The organism is Streptomyces olivaceoviridis (assembly GCF_014650115.1).
Lineage (GTDB): Bacteria > Actinomycetota > Actinomycetes > Streptomycetales > Streptomycetaceae > Streptomyces > Streptomyces olivaceoviridis.
The window spans coordinates 50,264-70,604 of record NZ_BMUI01000014.1 but is presented as its reverse complement, the minus strand read 5'-3'; the positions used below and the strand labels follow the sequence as shown (position 1 = coordinate 70,604).

Sequence of the window (20,341 nt, the reverse complement as noted above, 5' to 3'; positions counted from 1 at the left end):
CGGCCACACCCCACCGAGTAGGTGCTCCGCATGCGAGACGTGCGAACCTAATACACGTATCGACGCGTATAACTGATGGTGAGTTCCGTCCTGTGTGAGGTGTCACGCTCGGCGGGCCGGTGACCGGTTGCCGATCGATGAGTTCGCGTTTGTGGGGATGTTGTGACTGAGGAGCCCTGGTACAACCCGATCGTGGTGTTCGTGGCGGGTATGTCCGTGCCTCTGGGTTCGTCCGAGCGGATGCGCAACGAGGTCCAGGTTCCGCACCTTGAGCTGGTGAAGTACCTGGACGAGTTCCAGAACCTGGTGGCGCAGGTCGCGGGCGGGACGGCACAGGGGGCCAACGGTGACTGGCCCAAGGCGTACGTGGATGCGATGAAGACGTTCCTGTCGGGGGACGGGGCGGACTACATCTCGGGGCTGCGGGACACGGCGGCACAGCTGGCGGACGGGGCCGGGGAGTTCGCGTACCAGCTGGACTACACGAATCTGATGATCGTCCTCCAGGTGCTGGCGTTCCTGGTGGAGTGGGCGATCACCCTGATCATGTGGGACTTCAACCCGATCGGGGCGGCGATCGAGCAGGCGCTGCTGAAGGAACTGTTCAAGATCCTGTTCGGGAACACGCTGCGGCGTTTCCTGACGCACGCGGCGATGACGATGGTGACGAACGTGGCACTGTCGACGGCGCTGGACGGGCTGGCGCGGTGGATCCTGGCGCTGGGGGGCGAGCACACCTCGCAGGGGGACCAGTACCGGCACAGTGCGGTGCTCTCGGGTGCGGTCCAGGGTGCGATCGGCGCGGGAGTGCCGCTGGTGACCGGGCCGATCAAGAAGCTGATCTCGAAGGGGTTCTCGCCGGCGGCCGTCAAGTCGATGCAGGAGTCGATCGAGAACGCCCTCAAGCATCCTTCGACGTCGACTCCCACCAGGTCCGCCGTCTCGGACCTGGCGGGGTCGGTGACGCCCGGAACCAAGACCGCCGTGAAGACCGGGGCCGGCCTGGCCGACACCCCGCTGGTCAAGGACCTGGCCGACCTCAGCGGCACGTTCGGTCCCGACCTGGCGAAGCTGACGGTGCCGATGCGGGTCGAACTCACCCACAGTGTCGTCTCCAAGGACGCCCAGGAAGCCTTCCAGCACGCGGTCGGCGACCAGTTCGAGCGGGCCTTCGGCTCCCGGCTGGGTCCGGATGTCGCCCGGGAGATGGGGGCGGAGTGGGCGAACGCGTTCATGGCGCACGCGGGCGGCGGCAAGAACCTGGCCGGCGCGCTGAAGTCGGCGCTGGACCCGATGGAGAAACTCGGGGCGACGTACGAGCCGCTGCGCACGGCTCTGTCGGACGGTGTGGCCAAGGCGATGCCGTCGGTGTGGAAGGAGAAGCCGCCGCACCTGCTGCTGGACACCGGCTTCAGCATGGCCCACCAGAACCTGTCCGAGGCCGTCGTCAACTACATCGAGCAGGGGCAGTTCACCACCAGCAAGGAGACCACGTTCGGCGCGATGGGCGGCGACGTCCTCAGTCACGCCAAACATCCCGTCCTGAGCGCCGTCCACAGCACCATCAAGAGCTCTCTCAGCCTCAACCTCAAACTGCCCCAACTTCTCCTGTCGCCGGAGCAGTTCAACACGGCCGCACCCGACGACCTCACCACCCCGCCCCCGTACACCCCGTACCCGACCGGGGGCGACTCCAGCCTCGGTGGCACCCACAACGCGGCGTTCACACCCCCGCCCACGTACAGCGAGGCGACCCCGAACCCGTTCACACCGCCGTCCGTCAACACCCCCGCCCTCGGTTTCCCCTCCTTCAACGCCCCGGCCGTCAACATCCCCGAGGGCCTCGGTGCGACAGGGCCTCAGACGGCTCTCAACAACCCCGCCACCCACCAGACGCCGCTGCCCACCAGCTCCGGCACCGGCTCCGCCACGACCGCGGGTACGGGTGCTCCGGCGGCCGGTACGAGTGCACCGGCGGCCGGTGCGGGCACAGGCACGGCAGCCGGCACACCCGCGCAGCGTCCGGGCGCGCCTGCGGCGGGGCAGACTCCGCCGTCCGCCCCGCCCCGCATCAGCACCACGAGCACGGCCGGAGGGGACCAGGGCCGCCCGGAGACCCAGAGCGACAACACCGGCCGGCCGGCGGCCGGTACGTCGCGCCCGGAGACCCGCGGGTCGCAGCCGGGCTCGACCGGGCCCGAGCGGCTGTCCACCAGCTCCTCCGGCGGCACCGGCGGGCCCGGACGCCGGGAGCCGGAGAGCCCGGAGTCACAGCCGACACCCCCCGCGCACGAGACCCCGGCCACCGCGCAGGAGACTCCCGCCACGGCGCAGGCGACTCCGATCACCACGCAGACGACCCCGACCACCACCGCGCAGGAGACTCCGGCCACGGCGCACGAGTCCGCCGGGCACCTCGATGAGCCGACGGGACGAGCGGACGTACCGGAACCGGCACGGGACGGCTCCACACCTGCTTCCGGTACGCCACACCTGGCCCCGGCACCGGAGACGACCGCGACGCGCGGCCCGGACGCCGCGGCCGGTCCCGTCGACGCGCTGGACGGGACCCGGTCCCAGACCCCTGCCGCCCACGACAGTGCCCCGCCGAACACCACCGGTCCGCAGCGTGACGCGCACACCGCGACCGGCACGGGAACGACTTCCCGCCCGGGAACCGAGCACACGACGACCAGCCGGGGCGACGGTGACCGCGAGGACACCGACGCGTTGCGGTCGTTCCAACGGCTCTGGGGAAAGACGTCCGCCGACCGCGGGCTCCCCGCCCCGTTGCTGGCCGCGGTGACGGAGGCGTACGTACGGCTGGGGGGATCCCCGGAGCACACGGACCGACTGCTCACGCAACTCAATGAACATGCCGACGACTTCGGCGGCCTGTCCCCCGTGGACCGGCACGTGGCGATCGTCGCCCAGAAGCTGCTGCGGGGAACCCCGCAGGAGGTGGAAGACACCGTGGAACGGGCGCGGTCCGCCGGCATCACGGTCTCCGGGACGGACGCGAACACGGGCACGAAGACACCGTCTCCGGCGGACAAGGGGAAGGGCCGTCAGACCGAGCCCGGCGCGCCGGACGAGAACACCAGGCTGCTGTCACCGGACGAGGCGGACGCGATCCACGAGCGGCTTCGGGCGGAGCTGGACCCCGAGGTCTACCGCCGTATCGTCCTCCAGGCTTCCGGGATCACCGGATCCGTGGTCGACACGCCGCTCAGTCTGGACAGGGGCCTTGCCGACGCCGATCCCGCGGCCTACTCGGTCCTGACCCAGGTGGCCGTCGTTCTGGCCCAGCACCAGCACGATCCCCGGACGGGCCTCCGTCTGGCCGGCGACCACGCCCGCGTCCTGCGCGACGAACTGGACCTGGACCAGGCGCCGCCGCGGGTTCTCGCGGGCGTCCCCCAGGGGCTGCACGAGCCCGACCGGGCCGGTACACATGTGACGGAGACGTCGTCCTCGGGGCACCGCGTCGCCGAGCCACCCCTGCGATCGCCGATCGCCACGGAGTCGACGTACGACGCCGCGTCCGGAACCGACACCGGGAACGCGGTCGAGCACGGACCCGCAGCCGGTGCCGGAGCCGACGCCGTTCAGGAGCCCTCCCGTCCCGCGCCACGGCCGTGGATGGTGTCGGACGGTAGGTACGTGCCCGTCGCGAAGATCGACCCGGCAACCGGGCAGCAGATGGTCGACCCCACCACGGGGCAGCCGCAGACGGAGTACGTGCGCGTCCCGTACGAGCCTTCGACGTCTGTCTTCCGCGTGCTGGACGGCCAGAAGGTCGGTCTCACACCCAAGGGCGTCCGGGACTGGCTGACCGAAGAGGGCGTGCATGTTCCGCCCGGCCCGGTGCGCGAAGCGGTCGTCGACCACCTGTACGGGGTTCATGACGGCGAAGTCGTCTATCAACCGCACGACGCGGCGCGGTTGCTGAAGGATCTGCGGGCGGCCGCTCATGCGCAGATCCTGGCCGGACAGGACGCCGTGATCGACGCCGTCGTCGAAACGTCGGCCCTGATCACCGAGAAGTACCCGCCTTCCGGGCACTTCTACCTGGGACTGGGCCGCAGCCCCGCCGCGATCATCGCCGCCCTCCAGGCGACCGGTCACCGGGCCGAGTCGGTACCGCTGTCCGACTTCCGCCCCGCTCCGGAAGAAGGCGACTGGTCGATCTTCCATGACGCGTTCAAGAAGTATCCCCCGCTCAACGGCGAGCAGCGGCAGATGCTCGACGCGCACTTCGACGAGTTCGTCAGCCCGCACCTCGAAGCGGGCAAGGACATCGTGCTCATCGACTACACCCAGACCGGCCTGTCGCTCTTCGCCGCACAGCACTACCTGGGCGCCTACCTGGCAGAGCGGGGATTCGACGGCCAGGTCAAGGCACTCGCCATGCACCAGGACATCGACACCGGCAATCTCGGTGCGACGATGGACGCGATCCGGGCCCCGCGCAGTTGGCTGCGCAACCCCCTCGACTGGTACTACAACACCAGCGAACGCGTCGCATGGGGCAAGGGCGCGGACAGCTTCCCCCTCGGCACGGACAGCGCACTCGCGGACAACGGACCCGTGCTCGGACAGGCTTTCAAGCAAGAGGCGTTCGACGGGCTCGCGGAACACGGTTCCTACAAGCTTCTGAAACAGACCCCGCAGGACTTCGAAGTCAACCGCCCGCTGGTCCGGCACGCGCAGGACGCCACCGGTTATCACACGCTGAAGGGCCTCATCAAGACCCGCCTCACCATCAGCGGTCAGACCGGCACCCCGCACGACACCGCCACGCACGTGGCCGAGTCCGCTCCGTCCCCCGTCCGCGACCAGTCCCTGTCGACGGCTGTGCGGGAGCCGTCCCCGGCCGGTCCTGGACGAGCTGCCGAGCCTGTGCCGACCGTGCGGGGCTCGGAACCGGGGGAAGCCGTCCCGGGTTCGGTGGACAAGGGCAAGGGTCGAGCGACCGAGCCCGACGCGCCGGGCGGAAACACCAGGCTGCTGTCACCGGACGAGGCGGACGCGATCCACGAGCAGCTTCGGGCGGAGCTGGACGAGGACACCTACCGCGAGATCGTCTCCGACGCCTCCGCGATCACCGGCTCCGTCATCGACATGCCCCCGCACCTCGACGGGGGCCTCGCCATCACCCGCCCCGCCGCCTACTCGGCCCTCACCGACGCCGTACGCATCCTCGCCGACCACCTGCACGACCCCGATGCGGGCGCGGCCCTGGCCCACCAGCACACCGTCGACCTCCGCACCGCACACGACCTGCCTCCCGCCACACCCAAGGGCCTCGGCGCCGGCCCTACACGAACGAAGCCCAACGACCGTCCCGCAAGAAACAGCCAGGCCGGCCCCTCTCGCGCTCCAGGCCGGCCCCGCACGTTCGGGCGACCCACGTCGGCACAGGCTGCCCCGAGGCCGTCCGCGGCTCACGCGCCGGCCGTGGACCCACGTGTGCACCAGACCCTGCGACCGCCCGTCTACGCACCTGAGAACTCGCTGGTCATGCACCCGGGTTACGCGTCCGGCGACCAGTTCGGCATCCTCGCGATGCTGCTCGACGAGCCCAACATGCACGTGCTCATCGCGGGCGGTCCCGGTCCCGGCCTTCCCGGACACGACCCGATCCGGGACAAGTCGCGGTCCATCGAGGCCTTCTACCTGGAGAGCGGGATCCACCCCGACCGCATCTGGAGGCTGGAGCTCCCGAGCCTGGAGCAGGGCAAGGTCTGGAAACCGCTGAACCAGGAGGCCACCCGAATCGCCCAGGTGCAGTGGAAGATCGACAAGAAGTTCAGCGCCATGTACCGGAAGAAGGAGTTGTGGGGTGTCACGGACGGCACCGGCTTCGTCGCCCGCCACTTCTCCGATCAGCTGCGGACGAGAATCCGCACGGCGTGGAAGCTGGACGACCACCGCGACACCGAGATCACCGAATGGCTCGCCGGCCGGGGGGTGCGGATCCCGGAGGGCGAGAAGGACGTGCTGGTGCTGTGGTCCCGCTTCACCGGCAAGTCCACGAACTGGTCGGGTCTGCGCAGCCGGATGGAGCACGACACCAGCTTCGAGGGCACGCGCCAGCTCCTGCGGAACCTGGCGAAGGACTACAAGGCGGTGATCATCACCGGCGACCCGCACCCCGGCCAGGGCAAGGAGGGCAAGTGGGACGAGCTGGTCCGGGACATGCGTGCCGAACTCGGCACCGAGAACATCCACCAGCTCACCGGCTTCTGGCGGGGAAAGGACGCCGCACTGAGCGCCTGGGGCGGTGACACCCGCACCGGCCAGTTCCGCCTGTACGACCACCTGAACCGGCGGCACGGCGTGCAGCACGTCGGCTTCCGCTCCGGAAACCTGGAGGCCGTCGCGCTGATCGGCCACGACGTCCACTACCTGGAGGATGACGGCTCGACCGGCTCCGTCCGCATGCAGGCGTGGCACGACGCGGGCTACGGACGGACCAGCAGCGGAGGCCTCGCCCCCGGGTACGAGCGCATCGTCGTCTCCGAGCCGCCGACCGCGTCCGGACGGTACTCCAAGGACTTCGAGGTGAAGCCCGAGCTTCGGGGGACGTACCAGCCGCCCGACCCGAACTCCCCGTGGCGCAAGCCCGTCATGGCCTACGGCAAGGAACACGGCTTCGGCCACGCGGACGTGGAGCTGATCCGACGGGAGCTGGGGCTCGACGAGCGCGCCGGCCAGAGCCGGGCCGAATTCGACGCGGACCGCCTGCGCCACGTCATGCGGAAGTACACGGCGGCCACCGCTCCCCTGCGGCAGCACCCTGAGACGGTCGACTCAGCCGTCACCAGGTACGTGAGGTACGCCGACGGCTTCCTGAGCAAGAAGCCGAACGAGTACGACGGCGGCCCGGCCCACATGTACGACGACTTCGTCACCAACGTCCTGCCCTACTTCCCGCACATCTGGAACAGCAGCCGGTCGGTGCAGCAGTGGGCCTGGATCCAGCAGCAGTCAGTCCGGACCGGCACGGCCGAGCAGACCACGCCCGGCGGTGACGGAGTAGCGCCGCGCGGACCGCAGCCGGACGGTGTCGGCACCGGCAACGACATGGCGGTGACACACGCGGCGCACATGCACTGGGAGCCGTCCACACCCTTCGGCAAGGGCATCCTCAGCAAGACCGCGGCGTCGCACCAGGAGACCCCCTCCCCTGCTGGCAACGCCATGCGGGAAACACCCCCCACCCACACGCCGCTGAACCCGCTCACCGACCTGAAGATGGCGTACGCCGCGCAACGGGGCATCCGCCACGGCGACGTCTCCGACGGCGCGTTCGACGAGTCCCTGCGGAAGACCGCGGCGCACTTCGACGACGCCGAATGGCGACGCATGACCACCCGGGAGAAGGCCGGGCACATCGTCGCCGTGGAGGTCACGGGCAGCCCTCTGCGGAGGTCCGGCGGCGCGCACCTGCTCGACGACAGTGCTCCGCACACGCCGGGAGCCGGGCCCTCCCGCGTTCCCGGCAGCACCTCCCACACGCCCGAGGAGCCTCATGAGCCGGTGTCCGAGGAAGGGGACGGCGAGGACGAGTCCCTCGGACCGCAGCCGATTTCGGATTTCCTGGACGAAGAGCAGTGGTGGAACGTCTACATCAGGGCCGATGACCTCACCAAGGCAGCCGACGCTTCACTGACGGATCCCAAGATGCTTGGTAATCCCGGCGGCTACTACGAGCAGACCGACCCCGGCTACCAGCAGCGCATGACGGATGCGTACCACGAGTTCCTGAACGATCCGCAGGCCGTGGCGAAGCCGGTGAACTCAGCCGACTACGTCCGTATGCACCAGGTCGTGACGGGCCATGAGGCCCGTGCGCTCGGGTGGTCCGATCTCGGCTGGCTCACCGATCTCCCGGATTCCCACTACGTGAGCTCCGATCTCTTCTCGGAGACGCTGCTCGGCCGGCCACTGATCACCCGGCACATGGGAGACGCCTGGCCCTACACAGGTAATGCCCTGCTCACCGTCGTGTCGGACGAGGCCACTCCTGCCATCATGGTCCGCTACGAAGGCCACGAGGCGCCGGCCCTGATCGACGCGGTGTTCGAACGCCATTACCGCGAGATCGAGCGCATAGGCACGAAGAACGAACACGCGATCATCATGTCGATCGCTCGCACCGTCCGGGCCCTCACCCTCCTCAACCCCGTCGACCCTTCCTCCGCAACAGTCAACCACTACCTGCTCCTTCCCAAACTCCTCCTCGAACAGGGACTGCCCCCGGTCGCCTCATCCGATATCGAACACATATTCAGGGGTGACCACAGCGCCGAAGAGATCACCCGCGCCATCATCAAGATCTACGACGCACAGGAAGAACCCGACCCCACCGAACAGAAGGCGGTACCAGAACTCAAGACACTTTCCGATCACTACCCCGAGAAAGACTGGTGGAACTTCTACATCACCGGAAACGCCCACTGGCTGGCGAAGCGGGACCTCCTCAAAATCCCCGAGCTTCAGCGCGACCCCGGACGCTACTTCGATGTGCAGATTCCCGACAGCACCTACAATCCTTCCCCCGGCTATCAGCAGAGCATGATCGCCGCCTACAAGGCGGCTTTGGACGACAAGAAGTTCATCGCCAAACGGTTGAACTCGACGGAGCACAAGAAGCTCCACGAACTCGCCACCAGGGACGTCGAGGGCAACTTCGGATGGACCGGGGAAGGCGGCGTGGGATTCCCGCTGCGCAGAGCCGTCGAACTGAGCCCCGACCTGCTCTCCGAGAGACTTCTGGGCCGCCCCGTGGCCAAGAACTACAACGTCCACGGCGAACAGCCGATCACATCCTTCACCAGCGGTCTCATGCTGACCAGGCACGAAGAGGGTGGCGCACCCCGCCTGGTCGACGCCGTCTACGACCGCTACTACGAGGAAGTCGGCAAAGCGGCTCCCGGTGACCGGCGCGCGGTCGTCACCGCCATCGGACGCGCCGTCCGCACCCTTATGGTGATCCACGCGTTCACCGACGCCAACAGCAGGCTCAACATGCGCCTGATCCTGCCCAAACTCCTGCTCGAAAACGGCTTGCCACCCGTATACTCGTCCGCCTTCCACCAGATCTTCCAGGGTGGATATTCACTGGACAAGATCACCGACATCATCGACGGCCTCATCGCGGAGAAACTCGGCGGTCCGGCATTTAAACTGGACCAGGACCTGGCCACACACGAGGACGTGGCGGACGATCCGGCACCGGAAAGCGACCTGGCTGCCATCGAGTACGCCACGGCGGCGGCCTCGTTCGAAAATCGGCTCGGTCGGTACCTGATGGAGCGCCCCCAGGCACTGGAAGCGACCCGGAAGGTCGCCCAGGCGGTATGGGATTTTCTCCAGGAAAACGATCCGGGCAAACTCCACATGCTGGGCTCGCTTTCCGACTCCGCAGTCGGCGGTGTCGGAGTCGATGTCGAAACCCTGCGAAAGGTGGTCAGTTCCGGCAACCTCCGCGAACTGTCCACACTGCTCTACAACGCCACCTCCCATTCGGCTCTGGGCTCCTTCATCAAGGCACCCGGCTATGCCGACTTCCCGGAGATCAAGGAAGAACGCGTCTGGCGGCAGCCCCTCTTCGGCCAACGGCCGCCGACGCGTCCCGAGGACGTGGTGCCCCCGCTCAGCGAGGCCGAGCGAGCGATGTCGGTGAGGACCGACGCCGCCGGTAGGGAGTATCTGCTGTGGTCGGCGGCCAGTGACACGAAGCACGTGACACTGGACAGCCCGCTGCAACAGGCGGGGCAGGGCACAGGAGCTCTCATCGCCACCGGCACCTCCGGTTCCCTGGCGCTGGTCCTGGAGACGGTGTGGCGTCTCCAGGAAGTGACCGGCCAGAGCTTCGACCTGGACGAGGTTCGGCTGGGACTGATCGGCCACAACCTTCAGGCGGGCCATCACACGCTGCATGAGCTGATGCGCTCGGCGGAGCTGTGGGACAGGGCGCACGACGGTCATCTCGGGCTTCGCTACGAGAACGCGTGGAACCGGTACCGGCATCTGGCGCCGCTGACCGAGACCGAACTGCGCGAGCACGTCGCCGAGAACGGGCTGTTCCCCGACGAGATCGCCCTGGGCGTGCGCGACCCTCGTCTCGACGAGTCGTCCGTCGCCGACGGCAAGACGATCCTCCACGCGCTCGGGATCGACCCCGGGCGGTGGGCCGCCGAACTCGAACACGACGGGCACGGCAACCCCCTGCCCGGATGGCAACCGGAGTCCGCCGGCATGCCGGCCACACGTCTGGACGCCTGGTCGCAGTACCTGCGGGCACAGAACGCCCTGGACATCGCCGTCGAACAGAAGAACCTCCTGCGTCCCCCCGGACAGGACGCCGTCACCGAGGCCGGCCCGGACGGCCGCGGCGAGCGGGAATGGCGACAAGCGACCGCACAGGTGGAGGAACACACCCGGCAACTCGCCTCCGCCGAGGAGGCGTTGCGCGGCACGGGACATGACCCCGCAGAACTCGACGGGCGCTTCTCCGCCTGGCTCCAGGGGCAGTGGCAGGAGACACACTCGCCGTCCCGTGAGCCCGACCCGATCGCACAGGGCACCCGGCAGGAACCGGACACACGGTCGGCGGACAAGGGCAAGGGCCGTCAGGTCCCGTCCGAGGCACCGGAGACGGACGACGGTGTGCGGTTGCTGTCGCCGGAACAGGCGGACCAGACTCACGAGCGGTTGCAGAAGGAACTGGGCGACTCGTACCGCCATATCGTCACGCGGGCGTCCGGGATCGTCGGTTCCGTGATCGACATGCCGCCACGGATCGGCGGGGGGCTGGCCGACACTCACCCCGGCGCCTACACGGTGCTGACCGAGGTGGCCGGCATCCTGGCCCAGCACCGGAACGACCCCGTGACTGCCGCCGACCTGGCCGACCGTCACGCCCGTGCCCGGCGCGACGAGCTGGACCTTCCCCCAGCGGCGCCCAAGGGTCCTGGCGCCGGTCCCGGACAACCGGTGGAAGGCGGCGGCCCCGCTCTGTCGGATGCGCCGGCGACGGGCTCGTCGTCCAGGCCCACGCCCGGCGACGGGGCAGCGCCCGCGCAGGTGCCTAGCGGCAGTACCCGGCCGACCACGACCGGGACATCTTCCGGTGCCGAGGCAGTGCCGTGGAGAATTCCGAGCGAGAGGCTGGTGCCCAGCCAGTTCACCCGCTCCGACGGTAGTTCGATGACCACATTCTCGTGGCGTCCGTACGAGCCTTCGACGAGTGTCTTCCGTGTGCTCGACGGCCAAAAGGCCGGTCTGACACCCAGGAGGGTCAGGGACTGGCTGAAGGAAGCGGGGCTGTACGTTCCCCCGGGCCCGATACGCGACGTGGTCGACGACCACCTGTACGGAGTCCGCGACGGCGAGGTCGTCTACCAGGAACACGACGCGGAGCAGTTGCTCAGGGACCTGAGGCTGGCCGCCTACCGGCAGCTTCAGGAGAGTCAGGACACCGTGATCGACGCCGTCGTCGAGACGTCGGCCCTGATCACGACAAAGTATCCGCCCGAGGGGCACTTCTATCTGGGGCTGGGCCGCAGCCCCGCGGCGATCATCGCCGCCCTCCAGGCGACCGGCCACCCGGCCCAGTCGATTCCGCTGTCCAACTTCCGCCCTGCTCCGGCGGACGGCGAACGGTCGATCTTCCGGGACGCTTTCAAGGGCCGTCCGCCGCTCAGCGACGATCAGCGCCGGATGCTCGCCGCGCACTTCGACGAGTTCGTCCGACCGCATCTCGAAGCGGGCAAGGACATCCTGCTGATCGACTACACCCAGAGCGGCCGTTCGTTGTTCGCCGCACAGCACTACCTGGGTGCCTACCTGGCCGAACGGGGTTTCGACGGCAGGGTCAAAGCCCTGGCCATGCACCAGCAGGCCTTTGCCCACCGCCTCGATGGGGTCATGGACTCGATCCAGGCCCCGCGTAGCTGGCTGCTCCGTCCCCGCGACTGGTACTACAACTCCAGCAAGCGCATCGAGTGGGGCAACAACGCGGACACGCTCTCTCTCGACGCGGAGACCGCGCTCGCCGGCAAGGGTTCCGTTCTCGGTGACGTGCTCGAACTGGAGGTGTTCGACGGGCTCGCGGAACACGGCTCCTACAAGATCCTGGAGCAGACCGCGCAGGACTTCGAAGTCAACCGCCCCCTGCGCGTGCACGCCCAGGACGCCAGCGGCTACCAGGTACTCAAGGGCGTCATCAAAACCCACCTCACCCTCAACGACCCCACCGGCACGACCCGCGGTGACGGGGCCCCGGCCCGGGTCTCCGAAGTACCGCCGCGTGGCTCCGGCTCGGCGGACCAGGACACCCCCCTGCGCACGCCGGACGAAGCAGACTCCACGACCGGGCCCGCGACACGTGGTGCTCTGGATCCGCGTACCGATCTGAAAATGGAGTACGCGGCGAAGCGCGGCATCCGGCACGGTGATGTCTCCGACAGCGACTTCGAGGAGTCCCTGCGACAGGCGGCGGCACACTTCGGCCAGGCCGTATGGCGGCGCATGACCACTCGCGAAAAGGCCGACCAGATCATCGCTGTGGAAACCACCGGTGTTCCCGTCAGGACGGCCGGCGGTGCTCGTCCGGACCACGTCGGCGCCGACACCCTCCGCGATGAAACGGACCTGGATGAGGCGGCTACAGCGCATCCGGCCGCACCCCCGCACGGTGCACAGCAGCAGGACAACGGGGCCGAGGAGGCCGCCTCACCGGTGTCGTCGGACACCGGTGAGGAGCCGGGGGGCGCGGCGCTCCTGTCGGAGATGGTCGCCGAGCGTAACTGGTGGGAGATCTACGTTCCCGCGTCGCATCAGGCGACGGTGGAGAACGAGTGGAGCAACGCCGGCCACCGGGGCGATCCGGGCGACTACTACGAGAGGTACTCGCCCGGCCACAAGCAGCGGATGCTGGACGTCTATCACTCGATCCTCGACGACCCCCAGGCCATGGCCACGCCCCTGGACAATGGGCAGTACGCCCGGCTGTACACCCTCGTCAAGGGCCTTGACAGCGACGACCAGATCCCGTGGTCGCAGCAGGGCTGGGGCGGCCCCGCCCCCGAGTCGGGACACGTGAGCTCCGACCTCCTGGAAGAGACGCTGCTGGGCCGGCCACTGATCACCAGGGGCGCGGACCCCGCCGCGACGGACGACTCCGTCGTACGGGTCGTCAGCAACGAGAAGGGAACCTTCTTCGTCGCCAACTACCGACGCGACGAGGTCCCGCGCCTGATCGACGCGGTCTTCACCCGGCACTACCAGGACATCGCGGCCACCGACCCAGCGGACGAGATGGGAGTCCTGACGACCATCGCCCGCACCACCCGCGCACTCACCGTTCTCCGGCTCGCCCAGGAACCCGACACGCTCAACGAACATGTGGTTCTGCCCAAACTGCTGCTTGAGCAAGGGTTCATGCCCGTCACATCAGTGGAACTCCAGACCATGTTCCACGGCGACCACACCGCAGCGGAGATCGCCAACGCGATCGCCAGGGCCATGACCAGCGGCGAGGAGGAGTCGCATCCCTCCGACGTCCCCGGAGAAGCAAAGCCGACGCTGCTGTCCGAGCACATGCCGGAGAAGGACTGGTGGCGGCTCTACATCGACCCGTCCGTGCACAACGACGCGGTGAAGCACGCGGGCTACCGGCCGGAACTCCACAAGGACCCCGGCCTGTACTTCGACGCGGGCACCCCTGCCATCAAGGGCTCCCCGGGCTACCAGAAGAACATGATCCGCGCCTACCGCGAAGTCCTGGACAACCAGGAATCCCTCGCCAAGCGCATGGACGCGACCGAACACCGCAGGATCCACGGCATCCTCACCGGCGGCATCCAGGGCAAGTTCAAGTGGTCGGAGAACAAGACCAGCTTCCCGTTGCGGAACGAGACGCGCGACGACAGAGGCCGGATCGTCCGGTACGCCGACCTGAGCCCTGACATCCTCGAAGAGGAACTGCTGGGCCAGCGGCTGGTCGCACCCTACGCACCCGACCTCGACAGCGAGCCCATCACCACCTACGCCAAGGGCTTCGGCGTACTCAACACGAACCACGCACCCGCCAAGGCACCACGGCTGGTCGACGCCATCTACGACCGGTACTACCAGGAAATCGCCGGCGTCGGGGACAACCGGACCGCCCACCTCAAGGCCATCGCCCGAGCCATCCGCGCCTTGATGGTGATCCACCCCTTCACCGATGCCAACAGCCGCCTCAACATCCGCCTCGTCCTTCCCAAACTCCTCCTCCAACACGGCTATCCACCCGTCTACCACGAAGATTTCCACGTCCTCTTCCAAGGCAGCTTCTCAGTGGAAACCATCGCTGAACGCCTCAACAGCCTGCTGGAGGAACGACTCGGCCCCGCCTCGCGTCCGCCCTCGGAACCGGCCGGACGCGAGGAGGCGGATGACGGCCGGACCGGTCACCCGGTTCCCCCGACCGCTCCCTCCCCCGAGCCTGCACGGACCGAGGACGAAACAGCGGACACCGAGCAGACACTGGACGCACTCTCCGACTTCGCTCCGGAGAAGGAATGGTGGACGTTCTTCATCGACCGGAGCGACCACGGTGTCGCGACGCATGCCGCACAGAACGACGCGACCACCGGCGGCGATCCCGGGGCGTACTACGAACGCAGGCACCCCGGCTATCTGCGTGGCATCACTGAGGTGTACCGAGAGGCGCTGGACGACACGTCCGCCCTCACGCAGCACATGGACGCGCGAGGATACGAGCGTCTCCACAAGATCCTCATGAAGCACATGGGCGGCGCGACCCGGTGGTCGGGCGATTCCCGGTCCGCCTTCCGCACAGGTTCGACGAACCTCAGCACGGAACTCTTCGACGAACAGTTCCTGGGGCGGAAGCTCGTCGTGGCCAGGGACGGCAGGAGCGATCTTCCCGACGAGCAGAACCCTCCCCTCACCATCGTCAGCAGCTCCCCACAAGGGAACGCGGTCATGCACAACGCGTACGGCGTCCGCGAAGCCCCCGCTCTGGTCGATGCCATATTCAGCCGGCACTACAGGACCCTCGACACGCTGGACAGCGGTGATGACCACGCGATTCTGAGCACCATCGCCCGTACGGTGCGCTCGCTCACGGTGATCCACCCGTTCACGGCCGGCAACGAATGGATCAACGTCAGAGTCGTGCTGCCCAGGCTCCTGCTGGAGCAGGGATTCCCGCCTGCGATCCTGCGGGACGCGGCGGGGATTTTCGACGGCCGGCACTCCGCGGACGAAATGGCCCACCAGATCGAACAGTCCCTCATCGCCTTCTGGGGATACGAACCTCCCGAGCATTCCGCCCCGCAGACGGGTGCCCTCTCCCCGAATCCGGTGCAGGCGGCCACGGATCTGGCTGCCATCCGGTATGCGGAAGCGTCCGCGGAGTTCGAGAACAACCTCGGTCGCTATCTGGTCCAGCACCCCAGGGCGCTGCGGTCGCTCCGCGAGGTGGCGAAGGCCGTCTGGGAAGTCCTTGAAGAACACAACCCCGACCGGCTTCCCCTGCTGGGATCGACCTCACGAAGCATGGCCGGCAGCGTCGGAAGAGACGTGGGGGTCCTGCGGGAAGTGATCCGTTCCGGCAACGTCCGGGAACTGGCCACCATGCTCTTCAACGCGTCCAACGCCCAGGCTCTGCGGTCGCACATCCCTCTGCCCGGCTACTCCGACTTCCCCGAGATCCAGCACGAGCGTTCCTGGCGGCGCAACCGCGACGACGACTCGCCGCAGCTGCGCCCGGAAGACGTCGTGCCTCCGTTGAGCGATGCCGAACGCGCGCTGGCGGTCAGGTCCGACGCGTCGGGCCGGGAATACCTCCACTGGTTCAGGGCCGCCGACACCAGTCATCTCCCGGTGGAGGCGCCGTTGCACACGCAGGGGCAGAACACCGGAGCTCTCGTCGCCACGGGTACGTCCGGTTCGATGACGCTGCTGCTGGAGATGGCCTGGCGGCTCCAGGTACACACCGGCCAGAACTTCGATCTCGACGGGCTGCGGCTGGGCCTGCTGGGACACAGCCTCGTCCTGGGCCACCACTCGCTGCACGAACTCCTGCGTTCCGCCGCGTACTGGGACTCCGTCCACGGACATCGCTACGGCTTCCGCTACGACGACAGCTGGAGCCGCTACCGGCAGCTCGCACCGCTGACGGAGAACGAACTGCGCGAACACGTCGCCAGGGACGGACGGTTCCCCGACGAAATCGCACGCGAGGCGGACGACCTCATCCTCGACAACGAGTCCGCCGCCGATGGCGAGAGCCTCCTGCACGCTCTCCGCATCGACCCCCGGCACTGGGCCACGGAACTGGAACTGGACCAGCACGGCACGCCTCTGCCCGACTGGCAGCCCGCCTCCCCCGACCAACCCGCCACACGACTGGACGCCTGGTCACAGTACGTACGCGCACACCACGCCCGCCAGATCGCCCGGGACGAGCACGACACCGCCCCGCGCGACGACCGCGGCATGGCCGTCGGCCCCAACGCCCACCAGGCCGGCACCGCCCTGGAACAGCACGACCAGGACCTCACCACTGCCACGGAGATCCTCCGTGCCACCGGCCACGACCCGGAGGAACTCGACACCCGCTTCTCCAACTGGGTGCGGCAACAGTTCCGGAACACCCGACGGACGGCCGACCCGCTCACGGACGCCACCGCCGACGACGGTCATGGCGGACCCGGGGACGAGGGAGACCTCGGCGAACGCACGCACACGGAAGACCCGGCCCCCCTCACGGTCGACGGCCTCGGCGATGACACAGTCGGCACCCAGCCCACGCCGGTGAGCGAAGGTGTGCGTCTCGGCGACGTGACCCAGCCGATGATCGGCGAGGGGGGGTTCCACCGTTTCGACACCACCGACGGCGGAACCGTGTACATCAGCGACAGCCAGATCAGTGGCGGGACTGTCAGCCCCGACGTGGCACGGCTGGTCACCAGGTTCCTCAACGGCGGGCTGGTCCTCCATCGCGTACAGTCCCTGACCGCACCGCGGGCGGGATACGAGGGTGAGCCGGTGAACCTGCTCCCCGTCGGCCGGGAGGAGTTCCCCCGGCACAACGATGTCGACTCGACCGCGTTCGTGGTGTTCTCCACTACTCCCGAAGGCGCCGAACACAGTTTCCACGAGCCGGGCGGGCAGCGGCCGGGTGCCTCCACGGGGCTGATGGTGGACGCCATCGTGGGGCCGGACCAGCACATCGCCGTCATCGACGCCACGACTGTCCAGGTCCGGGACCTGGTGGTCGGCACCTTCGCCGATCGCGCGCCCCTCACCGTCGACGCCCCGGAACAGCCGCGTCGCTCCGGAAGCACCGGCCTGGACGACTCTGCCGACGAACATCCGCACAAGCAGCCGCTGACACAGGAACCCGGCAGCGGCGGCCTCTCGCCCGACCCGCGCGACCAGCCTCATGCGGAAGCATCACGCACACCCGCTGACAGCCCCGCGCCCTCCGGCGAGACGACCGTCCCGGCCATCGTCGACTCGGTCTTCTCCATCCTCACGTCGCCTCATGTCCGCGAAACCCCCGCCGATGCCGACGGGACCGGACTGACCGAGGGCGGCGGCGAGCAGACCCCCCTCAAGTCCGGGACCACCGCGGAGCCGACCGCGATCCCGCCCTCCCGGGACTCCACCCCCGCTGTCCCGGAGGACAGCGCGAACAACCCGGTGCCGCCCGGCGAGGACGGCGTCACCAGGACCCCGACGGGCAAGGGCAAGGAACGTGCCCACGACTGGGAGGACGACACCCGGGACGAAGGGGCGGTGATCGACGCGGGCGCGGCGATCACCGAAGCCCGGCGCAACCTGGCACACGCGGAGTCCGTGATGGAGGAGGTACAGGCCCAGCACGGGCAGCATCTGGGCACGTCCACCGATGTCGACGGCACGCGCATGGCACAGGCGTACGACGATTACGTGCGGGCCGGTCACGAGTTGTCCGAGGCAGAGGCTCACTGGTACGAGGTCACGAACGGCGAACCACTGCCTGAGGTGCAGCCGTACGAGGGACCCGGCCTCGGCGGCGGTATGCCACTGCTGAAACGGAAGACAGGGGACATCTCCCAGCGCCCGCCCATTGCCCAAGACCCCGGGGAGGGTTCGGCACAGCCGGGCCACGGAACGCATCCGGGAACCATGGGCACGAATCATGTGGCGGCGACGCCTGACACTTATTTCACAAAGTGGCTGTCGAAAACTCCGCCAGAAGCACGAAAGAACAGGAACTTCGCCCGCGTTTACGACGATCTGCAGGCCTGGGTCTACAACCGAGGGTCCCTCGACGCCGTCCATCACAGTATCGATGCGTACTTGAATTCACTCGCCGGGCGGACCCATAACCGGCACACCAGTGCCGTGAAGAGCTTGCGGGATCGTCTGGGTCAGCACACGCAGAACCAGATGCCCTCGGGACCTGTGTATCAGCATCAGGGCAGGAACAGCTCGGTAGGGCACCTCGACATCGGGTACAGGATGGAGCGCTCGGACACCCGCGAAAGCCACCGCAGCCAGGTGTCAGTGGCGAGCCAATCGGAGCGGGGCCGCTCGAAGACGCGCGGAATCTTCGGCCGCATCGGAGACACGTTCAAGCGTTCGGTTTCCCGTGGTGGTGCGCAGAAGGACAGCCTGCCTCTCGCCGAAGGCACACTCCACCCGCAGTTCACCGGTCAGCACGTGCCCTGGACCGGCCCGGCCCCGGAGCGCCCGCCGTCCGCGGCTGGACAGTACGCCGCCGGTCCGTCCCGGCACCGGTCGTCTTCGTCGGCCCGCCCGGACACCACGCAACAGCAGCATCCGGGGGGCGCCTACGGCACCGCGCAGCACTACCCGGCCGGCGCTCCGGCGCCGGGCCGCGGGCGTTCGGCGAGTCAGGTGAGTGTCGACAGTCTTGTCGGCTCGTTCCAGGGAATGGGCGTGGGCCAGACCTGGCACGGTGGCCCGCAGACGCACCCCTCCTACGCGCAGGGCCCGGTGCACGTCCAGCCGATCGGTCAGCAGGCGCCATGGGGAAGCGGCGTGCCCGGACGACCGCCCTCGGCGTCCGGATTCCACGCGGAGCCGCCGCGTGGCCGCAGCTCGTCGAGACCACGGACAGGCACCGGGCACAATCCGCCTGTCGCGAACCCCTACGGCACTTCCCAGCCCTACCCCGTGAGCACGCACCACACGAACCAGTGGCCGGCCGCAGGGAACAGTCAGGTCAGCGGCGTTCCTCACCAGTTCCAGCACACGGCCGTGAGCGCGCCGCCGCAGGGCGGTCCGCAGGCGTACGCCCCGACACATGTGCATCCCCAGGGCGCGATGTACGCGCAGCCTGCGGGTTCGCGGCCGCACCCGATGGTGCAGACGCCTGCCAATCCGGTAATGGCACCCACTCTCCATAAATATCTGACCGTTGCGCCGAAAGCAGTCCAGTTCTTGAGTGGCGCGCCACGCTTCAGTAATCATCCGGCAGGCAAGGAAGGCACCATCCTCCCGCAATATCTCAAGCCCCGGTATGACGCCAGACTTCAGCAATACCAAGTCATGACAGAGGCCGCAAGGCAAGGATCCGTCACACAGTACTCAGGCCCCTTGTCGCAGCACGAGAAAGACTACCTCCGAAACCAGTATCCGCCGCTGACCTCGTTCTTCGAACACCAGGAGAGGCACGCGAACAGCACGCAGGACGCCGTGATCCGAAAGCCGGGTTACAGCAGGCACAAGGTCGGGAACACCGCTTTTACGCTGCACACGGTCTCCGGTGAGGATTTCACGAGGCATGCACTGAAAACATACACGGCGGCGCTTCAGAAGATCCTCGTGAAGTTTGACGTCCCCGAACTTGAGGTCCACGTATCACGATACAACCATTCACACTACATTATTCATAAGGACAAGACCGTGGAGGTACGCCCGATCAAGGCCAGCGGCACGGAAATTTTCCATGACAACAGGGTGGCCTTCTTCTTGGCCCCCCAAGCGATCGTGATTCTCACTCGGTCTGCCGTGTCCGAACACGACCTCATACATGAGATCGGGCACGCTCTGCACTGGGATCGCAGTTTCTCCCTCTACGAAGAGGTAGACATGTCAACTTGGAAGGACGACAGGACACAACATCTGGCCGCCAGCGCCACCACCATCGGCACAGCGTCCGGATACGCCGGCGAAAATCCGATGGAATTTGTCGCAGAAGTATTCACACGCCTGGTAGAGGGACAGCCTGTGAGTCCGCAGTGGATGGCCATGTACACGGCCTTCGGAGGAGCGCTGCCGAACAGGTAGAACCGATCCC

The 20,341-nt window shown here is 67.9% G+C and carries 1 protein-coding gene; it reads left to right on the top strand.

The window, feature by feature from the left end; all coding sequences use genetic code 11:
- Nucleotides 1–162: 162 nt before the first annotated feature.
- A complete protein-coding gene (locus tag IE273_RS25095; RefSeq protein ID WP_189817551.1) occupies nt 163–20,331 on the top strand; it encodes a hypothetical protein in 20,169 nt (6,722 codons plus the stop codon).
- The last annotated feature ends 10 nt before the right edge of the window (nt 20,332–20,341 follow it).